The 22,634-nt window shown below is 51.7% G+C and carries 18 protein-coding genes; 10 read left to right on the top strand and 8 right to left on the bottom strand.

Annotated elements, in window-relative coordinates; all coding sequences use genetic code 11:
• Positions 1–104: 104 nt before the first annotated feature.
• The 3 genes from OH144_RS19435 to OH144_RS19445 form a co-directional block, all read right to left on the bottom strand.
• On the bottom strand, positions 105–1,289 hold the full coding sequence (locus tag OH144_RS19435) for an IS4 family transposase (protein ID WP_266203304.1): 1,185 nt from the start codon (positions 1,287–1,289) through the stop codon (positions 105–107).
• 133 nt (positions 1,290–1,422) lie between these two features.
• Positions 1,423–2,097, bottom strand: coding sequence for an SH3 domain-containing protein (locus tag OH144_RS19440; RefSeq protein ID WP_266203924.1), 675 nt, complete (start codon positions 2,095–2,097; stop codon positions 1,423–1,425).
• A gap of 242 nt (positions 2,098–2,339) precedes the next feature.
• On the bottom strand, positions 2,340–3,329 hold the full coding sequence (locus tag OH144_RS19445) for an aspartate-semialdehyde dehydrogenase (RefSeq protein WP_266203925.1): 990 nt from the start codon (positions 3,327–3,329) through the stop codon (positions 2,340–2,342).
• 430 nt (positions 3,330–3,759) lie between these two features.
• On the opposite strand from OH144_RS19445, the gene OH144_RS19450 reads away from it, so the two are divergent.
• Positions 3,760–6,300 carry a lamin tail domain-containing protein gene (locus OH144_RS19450; protein WP_266203926.1) on the top strand — a complete coding sequence of 847 codons (2,541 nt, stop codon included), beginning with the start codon at positions 3,760–3,762 and terminating at the stop codon, positions 6,298–6,300.
• Positions 6,301–6,445: 145 nt separating this feature from the next.
• Here the strand turns inward: OH144_RS19450 and OH144_RS19455 are convergent, their stop codons facing one another.
• On the bottom strand, positions 6,446–7,675 hold the full coding sequence (locus OH144_RS19455) for an alpha/beta fold hydrolase (protein ID WP_266203927.1): 1,230 nt from the start codon (positions 7,673–7,675) through the stop codon (positions 6,446–6,448).
• A 157-nt stretch (positions 7,676–7,832) separates the two neighbouring features.
• Here OH144_RS19455 and OH144_RS19460 point away from each other — a divergent pair, with 157 nt between their 5' ends.
• From OH144_RS19460 to OH144_RS19470, 3 genes are all read left to right on the top strand, one after another.
• Positions 7,833–8,654 (top strand): sulfite exporter TauE/SafE family protein, encoded by an 822-nt coding sequence (locus OH144_RS19460; protein WP_266203928.1) that lies wholly within the window; start codon positions 7,833–7,835, stop codon positions 8,652–8,654.
• A gap of 144 nt (positions 8,655–8,798) precedes the next feature.
• Positions 8,799–10,064: a DEAD/DEAH box helicase gene (locus OH144_RS19465; protein ID WP_266203929.1), complete on the top strand. Its 1,266-nt coding sequence runs from the start codon at positions 8,799–8,801 to the stop codon at positions 10,062–10,064.
• A gap of 334 nt (positions 10,065–10,398) precedes the next feature.
• Positions 10,399–10,632: a hypothetical protein gene (locus OH144_RS19470; RefSeq protein WP_266203930.1), complete on the top strand. Its 234-nt coding sequence runs from the start codon at positions 10,399–10,401 to the stop codon at positions 10,630–10,632.
• A gap of 98 nt (positions 10,633–10,730) precedes the next feature.
• On the opposite strand, the gene OH144_RS19475 is transcribed toward OH144_RS19470, so the two are convergent.
• The 3 genes from OH144_RS19475 to OH144_RS19485 are packed head-to-tail and all read right to left on the bottom strand — an operon-like array spanning position 10,731 to position 11,885.
• Positions 10,731–11,261: a dihydrofolate reductase family protein gene (locus OH144_RS19475; RefSeq protein ID WP_266203931.1), complete on the bottom strand. Its 531-nt coding sequence runs from the start codon at positions 11,259–11,261 to the stop codon at positions 10,731–10,733.
• A gap of 35 nt (positions 11,262–11,296) precedes the next feature.
• Entirely contained in the window at positions 11,297–11,689 is a 393-nt protein-coding gene (locus OH144_RS19480; RefSeq protein WP_266203932.1) for a thiol-disulfide oxidoreductase DCC family protein, read from the bottom strand.
• Complete coding sequence (locus OH144_RS19485) at positions 11,679–11,885, bottom strand: YgaP family membrane protein (RefSeq protein ID WP_266203933.1); 207 nt, start codon at positions 11,883–11,885, stop codon at positions 11,679–11,681. The genes OH144_RS19480 and OH144_RS19485 overlap by 11 nt, the downstream gene beginning before the upstream one ends.
• Positions 11,886–12,189: 304 nt before the next feature.
• Between OH144_RS19485 and OH144_RS19490 the strand changes: the two genes are divergently transcribed.
• The 3 genes from OH144_RS19490 (at position 12,190) to OH144_RS19500 (ending at position 13,418) form a co-directional block, all read left to right on the top strand.
• On the top strand, positions 12,190–12,564 hold the full coding sequence (locus OH144_RS19490; RefSeq protein WP_266203934.1) for a hypothetical protein: 375 nt from the start codon (positions 12,190–12,192) through the stop codon (positions 12,562–12,564).
• A gap of 156 nt (positions 12,565–12,720) precedes the next feature.
• Positions 12,721–13,053, top strand: a complete 333-nt coding sequence (locus tag OH144_RS19495; RefSeq protein WP_266203935.1) for a DUF2752 domain-containing protein — start codon at positions 12,721–12,723, stop codon at positions 13,051–13,053.
• 11 nt (positions 13,054–13,064) lie between these two features.
• Entirely contained in the window at positions 13,065–13,418 is a 354-nt protein-coding gene (locus tag OH144_RS19500; RefSeq protein WP_266203936.1) for a TM2 domain-containing protein, read from the top strand.
• 113 nt (positions 13,419–13,531) lie between these two features.
• Here OH144_RS19500 and OH144_RS19505 read toward each other — a convergent pair whose 3' ends face one another.
• The gene (locus OH144_RS19505; RefSeq protein ID WP_266203937.1) at positions 13,532–14,416 is read right to left on the bottom strand and encodes a TraB/GumN family protein; all 885 of its coding nucleotides are present in this window, start codon (positions 14,414–14,416) and stop codon (positions 13,532–13,534) included.
• A gap of 120 nt (positions 14,417–14,536) precedes the next feature.
• Between OH144_RS19505 and OH144_RS19510 the strand changes: the two genes are divergently transcribed.
• From OH144_RS19510 to OH144_RS19520, 3 genes are all read left to right on the top strand, one after another.
• Entirely contained in the window at positions 14,537–16,210 is a 1,674-nt protein-coding gene (locus tag OH144_RS19510; protein ID WP_266203938.1) for an amidase, read from the top strand.
• A gap of 445 nt (positions 16,211–16,655) precedes the next feature.
• Complete coding sequence (locus tag OH144_RS19515) at positions 16,656–19,061, top strand: prolyl oligopeptidase family serine peptidase (RefSeq protein ID WP_266203939.1); 2,406 nt, start codon at positions 16,656–16,658, stop codon at positions 19,059–19,061.
• A gap of 442 nt (positions 19,062–19,503) precedes the next feature.
• Positions 19,504–22,629, top strand: coding sequence for a SusC/RagA family TonB-linked outer membrane protein (locus OH144_RS19520; RefSeq protein ID WP_266203940.1), 3,126 nt, complete (start codon positions 19,504–19,506; stop codon positions 22,627–22,629).
• Positions 22,630–22,634: the final 5 nt, after the last annotated feature.

Below are 22,634 nucleotides of genomic sequence, written 5' to 3' on the forward strand. Positions count from 1 at the left end.
TGCAATCCGCATGCCTGCCTGTGGCTACTGCCTTTGCTATGGCGGATTACAAATCCGCGGCTAAGCTGCCTTCGGATTGCAAATTAGGAGTGTTCGGAAGTTGTTTACGTTTTCATATTGGCAAAGACAATCTCTGGTTTTCCTCCTGCTATGACGATAAGCAAGGCCGTGATACGTTCATCAAGCTCCATGGCAAATCTTCTTTTGGCGGTTTTGTATCCCAGCTCATTTACTTTCCTGTAGACCAACAGCATCATGGCCAGTATCAGCGTCATGTAAAGGATGATTTTGATACCGTTGAGGCTGACCGTGAGCAGATGGGAGAGGTTGAGCTCCTGCTTGAGAAAGCGGAAGAAGACCTCTATGTCCCAGCGCCTGCGGTAGAGCCTGGCAATGGCCTTAGCCGATACGTCAAAGCGGTTGGTGAGCAAGGGAATCACTTTGCCTTTGTCGGTCACAGCTTTGATGAGGCGAAAAGGCACCTCGACCTGCTTGCCATGGGAGTAGAGCCAACACAACTCATCGCTGAGGATGCGCACGTTGCCTACCCGCTCTCCAGCCGCCGTCGAGAAACAAGTGCCGGTTTGGCAGCGGGCATTCTTCTTGAGCCGGGTGATAAACCAAAGCTGCTTTGCATCTATCCGGCAAAAGCTCCTGCGCTGCTGCACGCCCCTGTCGAAGACAACCACGTTGTCCTCGGCTGCTACCTGGCCCAGGATAAGCCTGGCAATGGTCTTGTCCTCGCTCAACTCGGATTGTTTGGAAAACAGCTCCACGGAGGAGGGAAACAGGTCCTGCAGGGCCAGCGTGTACTTGATCTGTTTTTTGCCGTCCTTCTTGCGCCCCACACGCATACCGGCCTCCAATTTGTTGGCCTGCTCGCAAACCATGGTCGAGTCAACCCGGGTAATGGAGTGGCCTGCTGCCTGCTGCTCCCCGTAGTGGCGCGAGAAGAGGTGATAGACCTGCTGATAGGCCTGCTCAAAAAAGCTCACTGGCATGGTGGCCAGCCTGTCGGAGAGGGAGCTGTGGCTGATCTGGGAAGAGGCATCGAGCTTGGCAAACGCCCGGAACTTGGCTGTGTTGAAATAATCTGCTAGGCTCCGCTGCCCTATTCTCTCATCACTTATCAGACCGTAGAGCAGCAGGTAAAACATGCTGCGCCCATACAACTTATGCACCTTGTAATCAACTCTCGTCTGATGGGCAAGAGCAGAAAAGCTCTCCTCGGGAATATACTGCAGTAAGGATTCCACACTTACTTTGGTAGAGGATATAATAGCGGCCATAACTTTTATGCATTATCCTTTCTTTTACGATTCCATAACTCTTCCGAACACTCCTAATTGCAAATCCGAAGAAGCGGGGTTTAGTGCAGCCCAACTTGTGACATGTGGGGAGTCATACTTTCGGGTGATGTTTTTACGTGCAGCTATAGTAAGTTAATACAGTGCGCTTACCTTCTTTTCTGATTTTAACATCCTGTACAGCATCCGCACCTACCATCATGCGATTAATAAGCCAGTATACGTCATTGAACGGGATGTCAAAGGTATAAGTCAGGTCATGGCAGCCATCAAAAAAAGTATATTCCACGACGATACCTTTGGGATGGGTTGTGATCACCGTTTCAGAATCTGCTTTGTGGCCTTCAACCACTTTGCTCTTCTGGATCGTTTCCTTGCGAGGTTTGCCAAAGGTGTCAGCAAAATAAGCCTCTTCCTGATAGTTGTTGAGCTCTAATCCCTTCACGCTGGAGAGCATTCCATCAAAAACATAACCTGTTATCCTGCCTGATTTTACTTTAACCCAATGCCCCTGCAAAGTCATAAAGCCTTCATTAAAATCTTTCACCCTTACCTGGAGCGGTTCGGCAGGAAGTGAATCCGCTGCAACAGTTACAGCAGTGTTATAGTTGAGTTTTGCAAGAATAGGAGCCTGTAAAGAAGGCCTGGACCGTATGTTTATACCAGCAGTTGGCGCTACATAGAGCTTGTCCCCGACTTTGTAGTTGTCCGCCGCAAAGGTTGGTTGATATAGCAGCGCAGTAACGACAAAGAGAAGAGCTAAAAATGTTTTTGAATAGAGCTTATACATGGAGCTAACTACTATAGGATGAGGCATCAATATGCTATATAAATTTATACTATTTCTTATATAATTGGAAGCGTTTCTTAATAACTCCGCAGTTTCAGATATCTATATCCGCGTAACCCGGTCCAAATAAAAAATGGGGACTCGGAAGTCCCCATCAGTTAGCTTCCAGACTAGGAAGTCCGGTATAAGAGCAATTCATACTTACACTTTATCGTGCTACTTGATACGTGCTACGAGATACGTTAAACTAGCTCGTGCTTCACCAGGTATTCGGCAATCTGCACGGCGTTGGTCGCAGCACCTTTTCGCAGGTTATCCGCCACAATCCACATGTTCACGGTGCGGGGCTGCGTTTCGTCCAGACGTACGCGACCTACCAGTACCTCGTCTTTGCCGTGCGCGTCTTTCGGCATCGGGTACTGCAGGTTCTTCACATCGTCTACTACCACCACACCTTCTGTTTCACCGAGAATGCGGTATACTTCGTCCAGCGTAAAGTCCTTCTCAAACTCCACATTCACCGACTCGGAGTGGCCGCCCATTACAGGTATACGCACTGCTGTTGCTGTCACGCGGATAGAGTCGTCGCCCATGATCTTCTTCGTTTCCAGGATCATCTTCATCTCCTCTTTGGTATAACCGTTGTCCTGGAACACGTCGATGTGCGGCAGCACGTTCAGGTCGATTGGGTATGGGTAAGCCTTCTCGCCGTCTTTTCCGGCGCGCTCGTTCATCAGTTGCTCCACCGCCTTCACGCCTGTTCCGGTCACAGACTGATACGTGCTCACCACAATGCGCTTGGCCTTCAGCTCCTCGTGCAGCTTGTTCAGAGCCACCACCATTTGTATGGTAGAGCAGTTCGGGTTGGCAATGATCTTATCTTCTTTCGTCAGTTCTTTCGCGTTGATCTCCGGCACCACCAGTTTTTTGGTAGGGTCCATGCGCCAGGCCGAGGAGTTGTCTACTACCACGATGCCTGCTTCGGCGAACTTCGGGGCCCACTCGGTAGAGGTGCTGCCACCGGCAGAGAAAATAGCAATGTGCGGGGCAGCCGCAATCGCGTCCTGCATCCCGATAACCTTTATCTGTTTACCCTTAAACTCCACCTGTTTACCAACAGATCTCTCAGAAGCAACCAACAATAATTCCGTTACCGGGAAGTCGCGCTCCGCCAGTACTTTCAAAATTTCGCTGCCTACCAAACCGGTAGCGCCTACTACTGCTACTTTCATTTAGGGTATATATTTAATTGTTTAAGGATTAAGTGTTAGGTCCTTAGCTCAGGACTTGCAGGCTGGAGGGGTGTAGAGGATACAGCTTCACTCAACCGCTCCTTCAGAACTCTCTAGCTCTTAAACTCTCCAACTTTCTAACTTCCAACTAACGCCCCGGCCTCCCGTAATAGTCTAAAATTACAACTGCGGCCGCGTTTACTCCAAACCTTAAAGTTCCCGGGGATATTCCGCAAGCGTTTCATCTGGTCTGCAAAATACGCAAGATTTTAACATAATTCTGCGCATGAAACAAACTTTACCAGAAGTACTTACCAAAAAAATAATGGCTTTTGTTTACAGAGCAGGTAAAAGCTATCGTTGCCTAAAGCCCCCTCCTGTTGTCTGGAGTGGGCTGAGGGGAGGTCTTCTGTTACTGCTACTTCCGTTTGTGGCTGCTGCACAACTACAGGAAAATTTCGCTGACGGCAACTTTACCCAGAATCCCACCTGGACGGGCGATGAGGGCAGCTTTACAGTAAATGCGCAGGGCCAGCTGCAAAGCAGCGGCCCCGCTGTAACAGGCACTATACTGCAGCTTACCACACCATCGCAGGCGGCCGTGGGTGTCGCTTGGGAGTTCTGGGCGAACCTGCGCCTGGCCACCTCCTCCAGCAACTATGCCGATGTATGGCTCATCTCCGACTCCGAAAACCTGAAAGATACCAACACCAGCGGCTATTTTGTGCGCATCGGCGGTACGCCCGACGAGGTGAGCCTGTTCCGGCAAGACGCCGGCAAAACGGCAGTAAAGATTATCGACGGGCAGGACAAGACCGTGGCCACCAGCAACAATGTGGTGCGCGTGCGGGTAACCCGAAGTATAAACCATGCATGGGAGCTACGTATAGACGTGACCGGCACCGGCGAGCACTATGCTAGCCAGGGCACCGCCACCGACGCCACCTACACCCGCTCGGCATACTTTGGGGTGCTGCTAAGGTACAGTTCGGCCAACAGTCAGAAATTCTTCTTCGATGATTTTACCGTTGCTGATACCCAGGCGCCGGTGCTGCAGGAGCTGCAAACCGTAAACCCTCAGGAGCTGACGCTGCAGTTCAGCGAGCCACTGCAACCGGAAGAGGCGCAGCGTATCGGCAACTATACGTTGAGTGGAAGTATAAACCCGCTCCTTGCAGAGCTGGTGGAGCCGGGGCGGGTGCGGCTGGTGTTCAGCCAGAGTTTCAGGGGCGGCAGGAACGAGCTAAGTATACAATACCTGCAGGACCTGTTCGGCAACAGGATTGCCGAACCTATACTTTCCAGCTTCAGCTTTATGCCTCCAGCCGTGCTGCCCGGTTACAACGAGCTGTTGATAACCGAAATTATGGCCGATGAAAACCCAACGGTAGGGCTGCCGGCGCAGGAATATATCGAGCTGTTTAACCCCACTGACAAGGTGCTGAAGCTACAAGGCATTAAGTATTCCGACGCTACTTCCACCGCCACGTTCCCGGATGTGCAGCTGCTGCCGCAGGAATATGCCGTGGTGGTGCCCAACAGCCAGGTGCAGCATTTCAGCGAGTATGGCAAGGTAATCGGGATCAGCAATTTCCCCAGCCTGAACAACAGCGGGGAATTGCTGCAGCTGCGCCAGCCCGGTGGCAAACTCATCTATGCCATAAACTACTCCGACAGCTGGTATAAGAACCCGAGCAAGCGCGAAGGGGGCTGGAGCCTGGAGATGATCGACGTGCACAACCCCTGCGCCGGCGTAGAGAATTGGACAGCCTCCGAAGACCTGCGTGGCGGCACACCGGCACAGGCCAATTCGGTAGCCACTTCTAACCCGGATAACACACCGCCTGCTTTAGCAGATGCCACTGCCACTGCACCAGACAAAGTGCTGCTTCGCTTCAGTGAGCGGCTGGACAGCGCACAGGCGACACGTATAGCCAACTACAGCCTTAGCCCAGGTATACCTATAAATCAGGCGCAGGTGCAGGGTCCGCTGTTCTCCGAAGTTATGCTTGTGCTTGGCAGCCAGCTGCAGGAGCGGCAGGGGTATACCTTAACCGCCACAAGTATAACCGACTGCGCCGGCAACACGAGTACGAGTCCTTTAACGTATACTTTTGCTTTGCCCTCAGCACCCGCGCCCGGCGATGTGGTCATCAACGAGATCCTGTTTAACTCACGCACAGGCGGCGCTGATTTTGTGGAGTTGGTAAACCGCAGCGATAAGTACCTTAACCTTAAAGACTGGAAGCTGGCCAACACCTCCGGCGACACCATCAGCAACCTTAAAAGTATAACCACAGCCAATTATGTGCTGGCGCCGGGGCAATACGTGGTGCTCAGCTCCAACCCGGACAATATCATGCAGAACTACCCACTGGCAAGGCAGGAAACCTTTATCAGGATGAGTAGCCTGCCCAGCTACCCCGACGAGGCCGGAACCGTAGTGGTGGTGCAGCCGAATGGCGAGGTAGCGGATAGGTTCAGTTATGATGCAAAAATGCATTTTGAACTGCTCGATGATGTAAACGGCGTGTCGCTGGAGCGGGTGCGGCTGGAGGGGCCAAGTATGGCCAGCAACTTCCACTCGGCGGCTACCACGGTTTTTGCCACGCCGGGGTATAAAAACTCGCAGGCGCAGGCAGGGGTGCAGGCGCAGCGGGTGTTCGAGGTCTCGCCCAAGGTTTTCTCTCCGGATGGGGACGGCTACGAAGACTTTGCCACCATCAACTACCGCACCGACAAAACCGGCCTAGTAGCCAACATTACGGTGTATGATGCACAGGGGCGGGAGATACGCAAACTGGTGCGCAACGAGTTGCTGGAGGCAAACGGCTTCTTCCGCTGGGATGGCCTGCGGGAGAACGGTGCCAAAGCCAATATAGGCTATTACCTGTTCCACATCGAGCTGTTTGGCCTGAATGGGGAGAAAAGTGAGTTTAAAGAGAAAGTAGTGGTAGGCGGCAGGTTCTGATTATACTTTCTTTAGCAGGATGAGCTAAAATATTTAGAGGGGCAGCTAAAAATGTTAGCAACTTTGTGGAAAAGCGATGTTATCCACATTTCGGGCAGCTGTAAAAAAGAAACGGCTGGTACCAACCCGTACCAGCCGTTTCTTTTTAAAATTCCTGCAGCCAGGGCAGTAGCGACTGTAGCATGGGCTCAAAAGCATTTCCGTGGCCTTTGCCCTGGATAGGTATAAATTCTAACTGCCTGGCGCCGCCCGCTACAAAGCGGTCATAGGTCCGCTTTGAGTTGCTGAAGGGTACGACATCATCAGCGGTGCCGTGGTAAAGGCGCGTCGGGCTTTGCGGCACCCAGTCGTAGAAGCTGTTGGCCTGTAGCGCTTTCTTCAAGGGCAACTCCTGTTGGTCATCCTGCAGAGCCGCGAAAAAAGCCGGGTTAAAGAGCGCCTTCGGGTCTTTGGCTAGTTCTCTGTTAATGGCGCTGCCGCTCTTGCTGCCATCGAAAAGCTCGGACATTTTAGAGGCGTAGGGCTCCTGGAAGAAATCCGACATAGGTCGCTTCCACTCGTTGGTGTTGTTGTAGGCCTGCAGCACGTAGGCCAGGTAGGCAGGGTAGGAGTAGGCCTTACCTGATCTTACGAGGCTCAGCATCTCCACCAGGTCGTAACCGCCAGCACCTGCCGCCGAGGCTGTTACCTTCAGGCCGTGCACCGGGTTGGTCTCAATTTCCTTCTGCGCAGCCAGCGTTACGTAACCGCCCTCCGAGTAGCCCACCAGAAAAAGCTTGTCGCTTACAGGCACCTCTTTCTCCTTGTAGAGTGTTTTGGCTGCCTTTACCATGTCCACCACGGCGAGGGCCGAGTGCTTCTGGTCGTAGTACGGGTGCAGAATATCCTTAGACGCACCGAAGCCGATGTAGTCTGGTATAAGCATCACATAGCCGGCAGCGGCAAAAAGCTCGAAGCCGGACAGGCCCTCGAAGTTAGACGGGGCATCGCGGTGCGCAAAGTTGGTGCCGTGCTGGGCGCTGATAACCGGGGCCGGTGTGCTCATGTTCTGAGGCAGGCAAACCAGGCCCGATGCCTGTATCTGGCGGCCCAGGTAAGTGGTGTTATACACGAGCTTGTAAACCGAGATGCCATACGCTATCTCAGGGCCATAGGTGCCATACCCTTGTGAGGTGGCAAGCTGCTGCAGCATTTCCTTCGGCACGCTCAGCAGCAGCTCCGACGACACGTAGTACAGGTCCTCCCCGGCTACGGGTGGCTCCGTAGCAGGCGTCTCTACCACAGCGGGCGCTGCTGCAGTGGCTTCTTTTTCGCAGGAAGTATGGCTCAGCAACGTGCCGAGCAGCAACGTGTAAATAAAGAGTTTCTTGATCACAGGAGATATCCTTTTGATGTGCAAGAGAGCAACACTGCTGAGGCCGCAGAAGTGCCATCAGGCTTGCTTAAAATCAACTGAAAGTTTTTAGGGCAGGGGAGAATCAGGTAAGTGAGCTGTGCCGTAACTTGCGCCACTTTTTATACTTTATACTTTAGTGGAAGAGATCATTTACCTGTGCCTGTTCGCCTTTATGGCAGGCTTTATCGATTCGGTGGTGGGTGGCGGCGGACTGATACAGGTGCCGGCCCTGCTGGTGTTTCTGCCCGGCGTGCCGCTGCCCACCGTGTTTGGTACAGGCAAGTTTGCGGGCATCGCGGGCACTACGGCGGCGATGGTCAAGTATGTGCGCAGCGTCAGGATCAACTACCTGGCCATACTTCCGGCAGCCGCGGCGGCTTTTGTATGCTCTTTCCTGGGAGCCCGTGCCCTGAGCCATTTGGATGCCAGCTTACTGAAGCCATTTATACTGGTGCTGCTGGTGCTGGTGGCGGTATACACCTTCATCAAAAAAGACTTTGGCTCCCTGCATGCGCCCAAACTCACAGCGCTGAAAGAGCGGCTGTATGGCTTGCTGGTCGGTGCGGCGATTGGCTTTTACGACGGCTTCTTCGGCCCCGGCACGGGCAGTTTCCTCATCTTTATCTTCATTGGGCTGTTCGGCTTTAACTTCCTGGCGGCCTCGGCGGCGGCAAAAGTGGTGAACGTGGCCACTAACCTATCGGCGCTGCTATACTTTGCCTGGAACGGATATGTGCTCTACGAGGTGGCGGTGCCGATGGCTGTCTGCAGTATACTAGGTTCGCAACTGGGCACGCGCACCGCTTTAAAGCGGGGTGTCGGCTTTGTGCGGGTGCTGTTCCTGGTGGTGGTGAGCGGCATTATCCTCAAATTTGCCTACGACACCTATGGCACCGGCGGCAGCGATTTTGCTCATGTAGCTGCTACTGTGCAGCAGTGGATCGGCAGAAAAGGGTAACCTACTCGGTGCTTACCGGGTGGTTAAGTAGCTGTGGTATTAACAGCGGGTGTGGACAAACAGCAACTAACAACAAATAACCGTACCTTTGCACACTGTCTCTACCGTACGTATAGGCAGTAACCAGGTATAACACCCATCACCATGAAGTTTGAAGATTACCGCATCTCCGACGAGATAAAGAAAAGCCTGAGCAAGCTGGGCTTTAAAAAGCCGACCGACATTCAGTTTAAGGCCATTCCGCCCATTATGAAAGGGGAGGATGTGCTGGCCATTGCCCAGACTGGTACGGGTAAAACAGCTGCTTTCGCCATTCCGGTGCTCGACAGGCTGCAGTTCAGCAAGAACCGCAAGCGTGGCGACGGTATTAAGTGCATCGTGATGGTGCCTACCCGCGAGCTGGCGCTGCAGATAACGGAGGTGTTCAACGAGATTGGCCGCGGCACCCGCGTCACCACGTTCTGCGTGTTCGGCGGCGTGGAGCAGGGGCCGCAGATCGCGAAGCTGGAGGACGGCATTGATATACTGGTGGCCACGCCCGGCCGCCTGTTCGACCTCGTGAGCCAGGGCCACATACACCTGCACCGCGTGGAGGTGCTGGTGCTGGATGAGGCCGACCACATGCTGGACCTGGGCTTTATACACGATATCCGCCACCTGATCACCAAGTTGCCGCGCCAGCGCCAGACGCTGTTTTTCTCGGCCACCATCAACGAGAAAATTAAGGAACTGGCCTACTCGCTCGTGAACAAGCCCGTACGTATCCAGATTTCCCCGAAAGACCCGGTTTCCAAAAACGTGGACCACTCGGTGATGTTCGTGGACATGGATGATAAGCGCTTTTTCCTGGAGCGGGTGGTGAACCAGAACCCGGACAAAAAGATACTGGCCTTTGTACGCACCAAGATACGCGCCGAGCGTGTGGTGGCCGCCATGGAGCGCGTGGGCATTCAGGCGATAAGTATACACGGTGGCAAAGAGCAGAAGGATCGTCTGGATGTGATGCGCCAATTTAAGAAGGGCGAGGTGAAGCTGCTGATCGCTACGGATGTGAGCGCCCGCGGCATTGACATCCCGAGCGTGGAGTACGTGGTGAACTATGACCTGCCGGAGCAGCCCGAGAACTATGTGCACCGCGTGGGCCGTACGGGCCGGGGCACCGAGAAGGGCATTGCCGTAAGTTTCTGCGCCCCCGAAGAGAAACCCATCCTTGACGAGATTCAGAAATACCTGACCAAGGACATTAAGGTGCTGGAGGTAGAGAAGGAGGATTATGAAGCCACCATCGATTTCAGCGCCGACGCCAAGTATGACTGGAAAGCCCTGCTGAAAGAGGCCGAGCAAACGGATGAAAAAGTAAAGGCGGCCAAGTCAAAGAAAGCAAAATCGAAGGCTAAGAAAAAAAAATAAGCGGAAGCGCACCAACGTAACAAAGGCCTGCACGGATTTACCTCTGCGCAGGCCTTTGTTATTGTACAGATATTATATGCCTGTTTGTAGATAGTATGCTCACGTTAGTCGGGTTTAGCTAACATATGTTCGTTAGAAAGTGTTCTGGTGGCGTGCCTGCTGCACTTTCGAGTAATTGTCGGTTGTGCTGTTGCGACTAAAAAATTGTATTAAAATGTTTCCCCTTTGCGTCTTTATAAGTGTGAATTTCGTATAATAAATTGTAAATGGCCTTTAGAGGATAACAGCATTTATACGGTTTGATATTTAACTTAGTAAGAAAGGAGCGTGTGAGATGAGAAGACACAGAAGATATGGAGGGCTGGGAATCTCCGACACCTGGAATTATACTTTAAGTGCAATAAGTGACAGCCTGGGCTTCACCAGGGATTACACCGACAGGGTAAGTCCGGAGATGATAGACAACGAGCGCATAGCCCGCAAGCATCGGCTCGAAAGAGAGCAAAAGCAGGACGAGGAGCAGACGTACCCAAGCTGCCCCCTCAATGATAGACCGGAAGAAGTGTGAGGCGCAAAAAGACGCAGGCAAGAGAATAAACGATCACCCAAAAAGCTCAGCAGCAGCGGCCACGTAAATCATGCAGTGGAAGCTGCTGCTTTCCTATTTCAGCTTGGTTGCAGCCATAGCTGCACGAAGCCATTCCGGTAGCTTTTGCTCTCCAGTGCCTGCAGTTGCCGCTCCTGCGCGCCTGCGGCAAACAAAGGTATACCGCTGCCAAGTATGATGGGAATGTAGGTAAGTATGAATTCGTCTATCAGGCCGGCATTTAGCAGCAGCGTGTTGATCTGCCCGCCGCCGATGAGCCAGATGCCCTTACCCGGCTGCTGCTTCAACTCCTTTACAAATTCCGCCGCATCCTGCTGCACAAACTGCACCTGCTTGGTATCCGGGTGGCTGGAGCGGCTAAAGACATAGTTCGCTTTAGCAGGAAAAGGGGAGGGCTCCTTAAACCCAAGTACCACCTTGTAAGTATTGTGGCCCATCAGGGTGGTGTCTATACTTTGGAGGAAGGTGCTGTAGCCGTAATCCTCGCCTTCTAACATATACCTTTTGTCGTGGAGCCAACTGGTGTCGCCGTCGGGCCGGGCTATGTACCCGTCGAGGCTAGCCGCAATATAAAGTATAATTTTGCGCATGGTATGAGTGGTTTAGCCTCCTGCTGTGTACTTCCTCAGGCATCCTTTCTGATAACCAGCCTGGTGAGCTTATAGAAAAAATCACGGTTATCAGCCACCAGGCGGTAGCCAGCCTCAGCCACTGTGCCCGCCAGCGGCACGCGGTGATAAAGCCAGTGCCAGGTGCTGTGGCCGCTTAGCTGCAGCAGCGCAGCTACCGCCCTGGCCCCGTGCAGGGGCTGCCCATACGTAGTAATAAGGTATACCGACCTTCGGAACTGCGCGTGGGAAATGCCATGAAAACCATCGGGCACCTCCTGGTAGGGCACATACGTTACCCTGGCTCCGGTTTTGCGGCGCCACCTGTTTACCCAGAACTTACAGAAACTACAGTCGCCATCGTATACCAGCACAGGCTCCTGCAGCGCTGTGGCGGCGCTATTTGCCATACCAGGTACGCTCGTTTCTGCATCCGTCGTAGCCTACTGCGGCATTTATGGGGCACCAGCGCAGCATCCCGGTAAGTATAGGTATGATCCCAACCGCAGCCAGCGGCTTTGAGTTGTAATAAGCACCAATGCCGATAAGTGCTAGCCCGGCCAGCACACGGGCCTTTTGCTCAACAATCCCTACGTTGCATTCCATAGCTTTCAGAGTTTAAAGTGTTGCTATTGGTTATACTTTGGGTGGGCGCTTTGGTTAGCATCCCAGCCAGGCGGTTTCTTTAAAATAACGGTTTCTGAAGAAAAACTTTGGAGACATCAGGTGTAGAAAAATTCCACAAGTTGTGGAGTTGAGGCACAGGTTGCTAATGGTATTCTACAACTTGTATAGTTAAAGGATGTGTCTTATCTGTCTGTTTATCAGGATAATGTGTGGTAGTTGTAGTTTGGCACGGTTCTGTTACTATAGGAAATAGATTACATTTTAAACCGACACAAAATAGAACATGAAAAAAGCAACATTCTTTGCAGCAGCAATAGCGATATTAGGTTTCACCTCACTTGATGCCAACGCCCAAACCCAGGAGCAGACGCAAACTCAGGGCCAGACGCAAGGACAAACCCAGGGCCAGCAAACAGAGCAGGCACAGGGCAACCGAGAGCTAGTAACGCAGGACCAGTTGCCGGAGGCAGTGCAGAACGCCCTAAAGAGCGACGTGTACAAAGACTGGACGGTAGGGGAGATCCACAAAATTACTCCAGAGGAAGGTGCTGCCAACGCCGAAGTGGTGTACGAGGTTAAGTTAACCAATGCAGAAGGCCAGGAAGGTGTTGTGCGAATGAATGAGAAAGGCGGTGCCGCCGAATCTGAACAAGAATAACTGTGAACGTCATATAGTAAGCTTAAAAAAGCTCCATTCTGTGGGGCTTTTTTTTATGCCCTTATTTTTCAGAATAGCCGCCTTACTTTTTTGATTATCACAATTTTATACTACTTTAAATCCCAGTTCATAAGTGTAGAAATATAAAATGGGTACATGAGCCAACTCCCTATTGTCCGGAACTACTGGCAGCAGGCAAATACATGGGTGCCGCTGGAGGCACTGCTATGGCCGGTAGGGCTGGTCCTGCTGGCATCCATGGACCCGGCTGGAGTGCACCTGTTCAGCTTTTGCCCGTTTAGCTGGGTGCTGGAAAACGGTTGCCCGGGCTGCGGGCTGGGGCATGGCATTGCTTACCTGGCGCGGGGCGAGTGGCAGGCAGCCTGGGCAGCGCACCCGCTGGCGGCACCGGCCGTGCTGCTGCTCTTATGGCGCTGCGGCAGTCTTTTATACTTCCACCGTACGCACAGCAACCATCTGAAACATTAAAATAAAACTATATGGCAAGTATACTACACCTGATGCCGGACTTGGAGCCCGACGAAATGGGCTACATTCAAACGCTGGTAAAACCGATGAACGAGGACGAGGCGCGGCAGTTTGCGAGCATTTACCGCTCCCGCCGGCGCGAGCCCATGTTGTTGCTGGTTACCACCATTGTGGGGTTCTTTGGCGTGGCCGGAATTCAGCGCTTCCTTACCGGGCAGATAGGCATGGGCCTGCTCTACTTCTTTACCGGTGGCCTCTGCCTCATCGGCACGATTATAGACCTGGTGAACCATAAGCGGCTGGCCTACGAGTATAACGTGAAGCAGGCAGACCAGGTGATCATGATGATGCGCCACGGCCGCTAAATTTTGCCTATGCTTACCGCACAAGCAAAATTTATACCTGTGCCGCTACAGAAAAAGGGTCAGGGGCAGCCTATGCAGCTCCTGACCCTTTTTATACTTTCAGGTTGGGTAAACTACTTCTTTACCGGCGTTACCTTATAGCCTCGCCTGCGCAGCAGTTCTATCACACCCTGCTCACCGGTAAGGTGTGCGGCGCCTACCGCAAAAAAGGTCGGTTTCTCCTTGGCCATCCGCTCCATCACCGGAATCCAGTTCTTGTTGCGCTGCACCAGGAACACCTCCTGGAACTTCCTGTAGTCCTCCTCCGGGTAGTCGCGCTGCATCAGTTCCTGCAGCCCCTGCAGGTCCTGCGCCATGTATAGCTCCACCATCTCGCGGTAGTCGGCCCTGGATTTGGGCAGGTCGGTGGCCGTGCGTACCAGCATTTGCGCATACATCTCGTTTGGCAGCCTGTCTACGGCGGCCATTTGCTCCTGCACCGTCTCTATGCCTACCACCTCCTTCTGCTGGCCTTGGGCCAGTTCCATCAGCTTCTGCTCATACGACTCCGGGGTGCACTCCGTCATCACCGGGATTAGCATGGAGTAGAGCATGAACGGCTTCATGCTGTCGAGCATCTTCAGGTCCACGCCATAGCTGCCGGCGAAAAGCTCGGACAGGGCTTTGTACTCCTCCTCCTCAAACAGCTCCTTTAGCGACTGCCCCTCCGGCAGCGTAGCATACTGCATGACCTGGGCCATCATGTTCGGGTCGTCCATGTCCAGTTCCAGCGACAGCTGCTCTGTTTGCGTCACCGTTGCCAGCAGCGCCTCCGATAGCACTATTTTATCCGGGCAAACCGCATGGATGGTGCCGTAGAGGAAGGAGGGCTTTTTCAGGCCCTTTCCAGAGATCTTCCAGAGGAGCGCGTTGTCCTCCGTCCCGCTGCCCGCCTGCGCCGGCTGCAGCTGCGCCAGCATCAGTAGCAAGGCCAGCAGTACGTATAGTTTTTTGTTCATGTATGGGTCTGTTGTAAATACTAATGCAAGGTAGCTAATTTTCAGGATGAGCTACGTAGCAAAATAACCATAGGCGAGACTAATAAAATTCCTATCTTAGATTGCGAAAAACTAAATCAGATGAAAAACAGAACCATAGCACTTTTAGGCGCTGCCTGCTTTGTGTCGGGTGCGTTTGTGGCCAGGGTGGCAGATGATAAACTGTCGGTACGTATACTGCAGGATGCCCAGAAAGTGCTCGGGCTGCATTTTACGGCGGCCCAGCTCGACTCCACTGTCTCGGAGCTGGAGGAGCTCCGGGAGAGTTACGAGGTGATACGCCAGCAGAACCTGCCCAACAGTGTGCCGCCGGCGCTCCTATTCAACCCGATCCCGGTGGGCTATACTTTCCCGACAGGAAAATCAGCTTTTGAGGCCGAGCGGCCGCAGAACGTGAAGTTGCCCAAAAAGCGCGAGGAGCTGGCCTTTTATACCATCCCGCAGCTGGCGGAACTGGTGCGCACGCAGCAGATCACCTCCGAGGAGCTCACCAAATTCTTCCTGGACCGCCTGAAGAAGTATGGCCCGACGCTGGAGGCGGTAACGACCTTAACCGAGGAACTGGCGCTGCAGCAGGCTCGCCAGGCAGACCGGGAAATAAAAGCCGGAAAGTATAAAGGCATGCTGCACGGCATTCCGTTCGGGGTGAAGGACCTGCTCTCCACGCGCAAGTATAAAACCACCTGGGGCGCCACGCCTTACAAAGACCAGGTGATAGACGAGGATGCCACCGTGGTGCAGCGCCTGCAGGATGCCGGGGGTGTGCTGGTAGCAAAGCTCACCTTAGGCGCCCTGGCCATGGGTGATGTGTGGTACGGCGGCAAGACCCGCTCGCCATGGGATATCAGCAAAGGCTCCAGTGGCTCCTCGGCAGGTTCGGCGGCGGTCGTGGCGGCGGGCCTGCTTCCTTACGCCATCGGCACGGAAACACTGGGCTCTATCGTGTCGCCATCCACGGCCACGGGCACCACCGGCCTGCGCCCCACCTATGGTCGCGTGAGCCGTTACGGGGCCATGGCCCTGAGCTGGTCGATGGATAAGATCGGCCCGATAGCCCGTTCCGCTGAGGATTGCGCCATCGTGTTCAATGCCATTTACGGGCCCGACGGGAAGGATCAGTCGGTGTATGATGTACCGTTTAACTACAACCAAAGTATAAATCCGAAGAAGCTGCGCGTGGGTTTCCTGAAGGATGACTTTGCGAAGGAATATGGCTTTAAGCAAAACGATCAGGCGGCGCTGGATGCGCTGCAGAAGGCAGGTGTGGAGTTGGTGCCCCTCTCGCTGCCAGACCTGCCGGCAAGCGACCTGCTCCTGACCATATCCGTAGAGGGAGCGGCCGCTTTCGATGAGCTGACCCGCAGCGGGCGCGATAGCCTGCTGGTGGCGCAGCACAAGAACGCCTGGCCCAACATCTTCCGCACGGCCCGCTTTATACCTGCCGTGGAGTACCTGCAGGCGCAGCGCGTGCGCACCCTGCTGGTGCAGCAGATGGAGGAGAAGCTAAAGGAGGTGGACGTGTACATCAGTCCCACGTTTGCCAGTAGCAACCTGGTGGTAACCAACCTTACGGGCCACCCGTGCGTGGTGGTGCCCACCGGCTTCCAGAAAAATGGCATGCCGACTACCATCACTTTTATGGGGAAACTGTTCGGGGAGGCGGAGCTGCTGCGCTTTGCCCAGTTCTACCAAAGTATAACGCCGCACGAGGAGCAGCACCCAAGTATGAATTTCAGCAAAAAGAAGAAATCCTGAAGTATAAAAGTATACATCCGGCAGCCGCAAAGTATAGGGAGAGGAAAATTTATACTTGCTCATGCACCTGTATGCAGAATTTGAATGCCTCTGCTGCTGGTTTATACTTTGATTCTCCTGCGGTTTATACTTTGCGTTTGGCCGGCTAGGATTTTCTACAAAGTATAGGAGGGGCCGCTATACTTGCTGGTGAAAACACGCAAGCAAGGGCATCTGGTTTAGCTGCAACAAGCACGGAACAACCTCAAAGTATAAAATCTGCTTCTCAGGTTAAAGTATAAATACCCTGCTGCTGCACTGTCGCTATACTTTGCGCGACCGGCGAAGTATGAAATAACCGTTCTGAGGCACAACTTCCTGCGGGCGGCTTTTTGTTAACTTCGTGTTTATACTTTATTTTGAAGATCAAACCTTAACTAAACTACCTAAACCTAATAAACCAACCATGCAACTGAAACGAAAAGTTGTGGCGTTTGCGGTATTGCTGCTGCTGGGCAGCGCCGATGTGCACGCGCAGAACGACAAAACAGAACTGAGCGTGGAGAAGATCATGCGCGACCCCAAATGGATCGGCACCTCTCCGAGCAACGTGTTCTGGTCTGAAGACGGAAAGAAGATCTACTTTAACTGGAACCCGGAAGGCAACCGCCAGGACTCGCTCTACAGTGTGAGCGCCGACGGTAGAAACCTGCAGAAGGTGAGCGCGCAGGAGCGCCGCAACCTGCCGGCCCAGCGTGGCGTGTACAACCGTGCCCAAACCAAGAAGGTGTACGAGAAGAACGGCGACATCTTTTTGTATGATATAAAATCAGGAAAAGCGCAGCAGGTAACCAACACCGTGGAGCGCGAGAGTAGCCCAGCCTTTAGCCACAACGAGCAAAAGGTGGTGTATACCAAAGACAGCAACCTGTTTGCCTGGAACATCAGTAATGGGCAAACAGTACAACTCACAGATTTTAAAAAAGGCCGTAAGCCCGCAGAGGAAGGCAAGAACCCGCAGCGCGACTGGCTAAAGGAGCAGCAGCTGACGCTTCTACAGATCGTGCGCGAGCGCAAGGAAGACAAAGAAGCCGCCGAGAAGCAGCAGAAACTGGATAACCCCACCCGTCCGAAGGAAATCTACGTGGAGGAGAAGATCGTGAGCAGCGTGACGCTGGGGCCGAACGAGCGCTTCATTACCTACCAACTCATCTCCCGTCCTAAAAACGCACAGGTGGCCATTGTGCCGGATTTTGTGACAGAATCAGGTTATACGGAGGATATAAAGACCAGAACCAAGGTAGGTGACGCGCAGAGCAGCTACGAATTCTTTGTGTACGACACGCAGCGCGACACCGCCTATGCCGTGCTGATGAACGATGTGGAGGGCATCTACGACCAGCCTGCTTACCTGCTGCAGCAGGAGGCAAAGGCCAGTGCCTCGACCAATGCGGCCGAGAGCAAGACTAAAAAGCCAGAGCCGCGCGCTGCCACCATCTATGGCACCTACTGGTCCGACAATGGCAAGCATGCCGTGGTAGTAGCCCGTTCTGCCGATAACAAGGACCGCTGGATCATGAAGCTGGACCCGGCCACGTCCAAGCTCACCGTGCTGGACCGCCAGCGCGACGAGGCCTGGATAAACGGCCCAGGCATTAGCTATGGCCCTGGCGCCATCGGCTGGATGCCGGATAACGAGCGTGTGTGGTTCCACTCCGAGGAAAGCGGCTACTCGCACCTGTATACCGTGAACGTGAACAGTGGCCAGAAGAAAGCCCTCACCAGTGGCAAGTTTGAGGTGTCGGATGCGCGTATATCCGATGATAAAAAGCACTTTTACTTTACGGCCAACAAAGTACACCCGGGCGAGAAGCATTTTTACCGCATGCCGGTAAACGGCGGTGAAATGGTGCAGCTGACAAGTATGGCCGGTGCTCACGAGGTGGAGCTGTCGCCAGACGAGAAGAAGCTGGCCATCCGCTATTCTTACAGCAACAAGCCGTGGGAACTGTACGTGATGGACAACAAGAAGAACGCGAAGCCAAAGCAAGTTACCAACTCCCTGACCGACGAGTTCAAGGCCTATGACTGGCGCGAGCCGGAGGTGATCACCTTTAAAGCAGAAGACGGTGCCGACGTATACGCCCGCCTGTACCGCCCGGAGAACCCACAGCAAAACGGACCGGCCGTGATATTTGTGCATGGTGCCGGTTACCTGCAGAACGCGCACAAGTGGTGGAGCTCCTACTTCCGCGAGTACATGTTCCACAACTTCCTGGTTGACCAGGGCTATACCGTGCTGGACATCGATTACCGCGGCAGCGCTGGCTACGGCCGCGACGTGCGCACGGGCATCTACCAGTTTATGGGTGGTAAAGACCTGAGTGACCATGTGGACGGTGCCAAACACCTGGTGGAGAAGTATAATGTGGACCCAAAGCGCATCGGTATTTACGGCGGCTCCTATGGCGGTTTCATTACGCTGATGGCCATGTTCACAGAGCCTGACGTGTTCGCGGCCGGTGCCGCCCTGCGCTCGGTGACCGACTGGGCACACTACAACCACGGCTATACTTCCAACATTCTTAACACACCATACACGGACAGTACAGCCTATGCCAAGAGTTCGCCCATCTACTACGCAGAGGGGCTGCAAGGCGCTTTATTGATCTGCCATGGCATGGTGGACACGAACGTGCATTTCCAGGACGTGGTGCGCCTGACGCAACGCCTGATAGAGCTGGGCAAGGAGAACTGGGAGCTGGCGGTATACCCTGTGGAGGATCATGGCTTCACGGAACCCGCCAGCTGGACCGACGAGTACAAGCGTATCTTCAAGCTGTTTGAGGAAAATCTGAAAGAGAAGAAGTAATCCTTTACTTCTTTCTGCTAAGAAAGCGTGTGGTGCGAAAGCGTCACACGCTTTTTTGATTCTACCACTCATTGGCAGGTGGAAGTATAGGGCAGGTAATATACATGAAAAATATAAAAGCCCCCGCTGCCTTGTGTTATAGATATGGCTTGTATTAACGAATTGTTAATTACGATTAACTAATATATGGTTTCATCATTTAAGATATAAATGTGCGTGTTTTGACACCATAAATGAAAAATTATATAAAAATTTAGTAGGTGTGCAAGGTGCTAAAAGCTAGTCTTTTATATATATCCGAAGGTCGCTTTTACGCAGGAAGGGGCCTCTGGTTTGGCTAAAGAAGGGGGAAAAATATGGGAAAGAAGTAAAATGTTGCAACATAGAGTTATATTTGGGAAACAACTAATAACTATTTTACCAATCAATCTAATCTAGCTTTATGAGAAAAGTTCTATTATTTGGTTTGGTGATGTTCCTAACGCTTGTTAATCAGGCATGGGCGCAGAATCGAACCGTGACAGGAAGGGTAACGGATGCCAGTAATGGTCAGCCATTACCAGGAGTAACAGTACTTGTTTCAGGTACTACAGTAGGTACCACTACTGGTGCTGAAGGTACCTACTCAATTAATGTGCCATCAGGCAGCAATGTTCTAACATTTAGATACTTAGGTTATGCTACTGTTGAGAGGCAAATCGATAATTCAGGTTCCATCAATGTTAAGTTAGAAATTGATGCAAAACAACTTGGAGAAGTAGTAGTTGTGGGTGCCGGAGGTATTGAGCGTCAGCGAAAGGAGCAAGGCTATAACACAACAACAATAAATACTCAGGAGCTTACTCAGGGCAAATCTCCGAACATTGCTACAGGTTTAACAGGTAAAGTTGCCGGGTTACAGGTTAATGCTGTTGGAAGTGGTGTAAACCCAAATGTGCGTGTGGTGCTGAGAGGTAACCGCTCCATGACAGGTAATAACCAGGCGCTGATTGTGCTGGACAACGTAATTGTTCCCAGCGAAGTTCTAGGGAACCTAAACCCAGAAGACGTTGAGTCTACTACCATACTTAATGGTGCAAACGCGGCAGCATTATATGGTTCAGATGCCTCTAACGGTGCTATAATCATTACAACTAAAAAAGGCAAAAAAGGTTCTACACAGATTAGAGTGGCCCACACAACAACTCTAGAGCAGGTTAGCTTTCAGCCAAAACTCCAAGAGAAGTTTGGTGCTGGCTCAGAGGCAGGCCAACAAGTGTACAATCCATTTGAGAACCAGCAGTATGGACCTGCCTTTGATGGCACATTAAGACCAATTGGCAAACCGTTAGCTGATGGATCCCAGCAAGAAGTGATTTATTCACCACGAGAAGACAAATATGATTTCTGGGAGACAGGCGTATCTAATCAAACGGATGTTTCCCTCTCTACAGGTAACGAGACAACTTCATTTTATGTGTCAGGACAGCGGGTTAATACAATTGGGACAACCCCAGGCGATGAATATGATCGTACAAATGTGCGTTTAAATGCTAGCCATAAAGTAAGTGATAAGCTGAATGTGTCAGTTAACACGAGCTATACCCAAAACAAGTATGACATCACTACAGCGACAGCCGCTGTTTATGGTAACCTACTGAATACTCCTGCAAACATTCCCTTACTAGACTATAAGGACTGGCAAAATAATCCGTTTGCAAACCCTAACGGATATTACAATGAGTATTATGACAACCCATACTTTACCATTGATAATAACAGACAAGATGCTGAGAATAACTACCTGATCGGTAATATTGAGGTAAAATACGCACCGCTTGACTGGCTGGACTTTACCTACCGAGCAGGTATTACAAATAGAAATAACCTCTATAAAAACTCTTACAGCTCATTTACATTCTCAGACTACACAAAGAGCATATCTGGTAGCAAAACGGATATACCTGGCGGTGTGGCCGACTACAGCTTGACAAGAAGACAGCTAAACTCGGACTTCCTGGTTCAGTTAACAAAGGATGTGAATGACTTCTCTTTCCGTGTTATTTTAGGTAACCAAGTCAGAGATAACTACTCCAAGGCTTTAGCCATTGAAGGTGTAGGGTTAGTGAACCCAGGCTTGTTCAATATCAGTAATAGAATCGGGGAGCCATTAGCAAGCGAAGGGAATTTCAATGCTCGCCAAATAGGTGTTTTCGGTGATGTTACCATCGGGTTTAGAGATTACCTTTTCTTGCATGCCACAGGCCGGAATGACTGGACATCAGTGTTAGCAAAAGAAAATAGATCATTCTTCTATCCATCTGCGGATATCTCCTTCACTGCGACAGAAGCTATTCCTGCCTTACAAAATAGTGATGTTATCAATAATCTGAAGTTGCGTGCGGGTGTCTCTAAAGTAGGTCAGGTTAACTTAGGTAGCAGCACGACCAGTACTTGGGGCGCTTATAGCCTGTTGCCTGTATTTACACCGTCAGAGGGTTTCCCTTATGGTGACCAAACTGGTTATTCTGTTGGTAACCAACTTGTATCTCCAAACCTGAAGCCTGAAATGACTAAAGGTTATGAATTTGGTTTTGATGCTGTCTTGCTGAACAACTTAATTAATACCACATTTACCTACTATAGAACAAGAACAGAAAATCAAACCGTAGCAACAGGTGTATCTTCTGCTTCCGGTTATTCTTCCTACCTGACAAACACCGGTGAAACACAAAACAGCGGTGTAGAAGCTGCGTTACATGTAACTCCGATCAATACTGATGCTTGGACTGTAACTGTAGGCGGTAACTATACTTATAATAAGGGTGAGGTACTTTCCATTTCTCAAGACTTAGAAAGATTAGCTTTATCATCAGGCGGGTATGCGCAAGTATATGCTGCTGCTGGAAATCTGTTCCCTGTATTGATTGGTACAGATTATAACCGTGACGACCAGGGAAGAATTATTGTAGATCCTATTTCAGGCTACCCTAGTGCCGCAGCTGAGCCAGTTGTACTCGGTAATACTGAACCTCTACACCGTCTTGGCCTTGATCTTAATGTAAGATTTAAGAACTTCCGATTCTCAACGCTATTCGAATACAGAGGGGATTTCTATAGATACCATAATGGTGGTTCTACTTATGACTTCTCTGGCTCTTCTGCCAGAAGTGCTCAATACAACCGTGACCGTTTTGTAATACCAAACTCCTCTTATCTGGATGCTGAAACTGGGCAATATGTTCCCAACACCAATATTACGGTTCGTGATGGTGGGGCTGGATTCTTTGCCAGCGGTAACTATAACATGAACGTTGCTTCTAACTATGTTACAAGAGGTGATTACTGGAGATGGCGTGAAGCTTCCCTGTCTTATGACGTGCCTCAGACGTGGTTGAGCAAGACTGGCTTTGTAAAAGGCGCTACTGTAAGTGTTCAAGGTCGAAACCTTGCTCTTTGGCTGCCAAAGTCGAATCAGTATACTGACCCAGACTACAACTTTACAGATACTAATGCTATTGGTATTACGACTCTGGGCCAGACTCCTCCAACACGTTACTATGGAGCAACTGTTTCAGTTACATTCTAATTAAA

The organism is Pontibacter kalidii (assembly GCF_026278245.1).
In the GTDB taxonomy this organism is placed as follows: domain Bacteria; phylum Bacteroidota; class Bacteroidia; order Cytophagales; family Hymenobacteraceae; genus Pontibacter; species Pontibacter kalidii.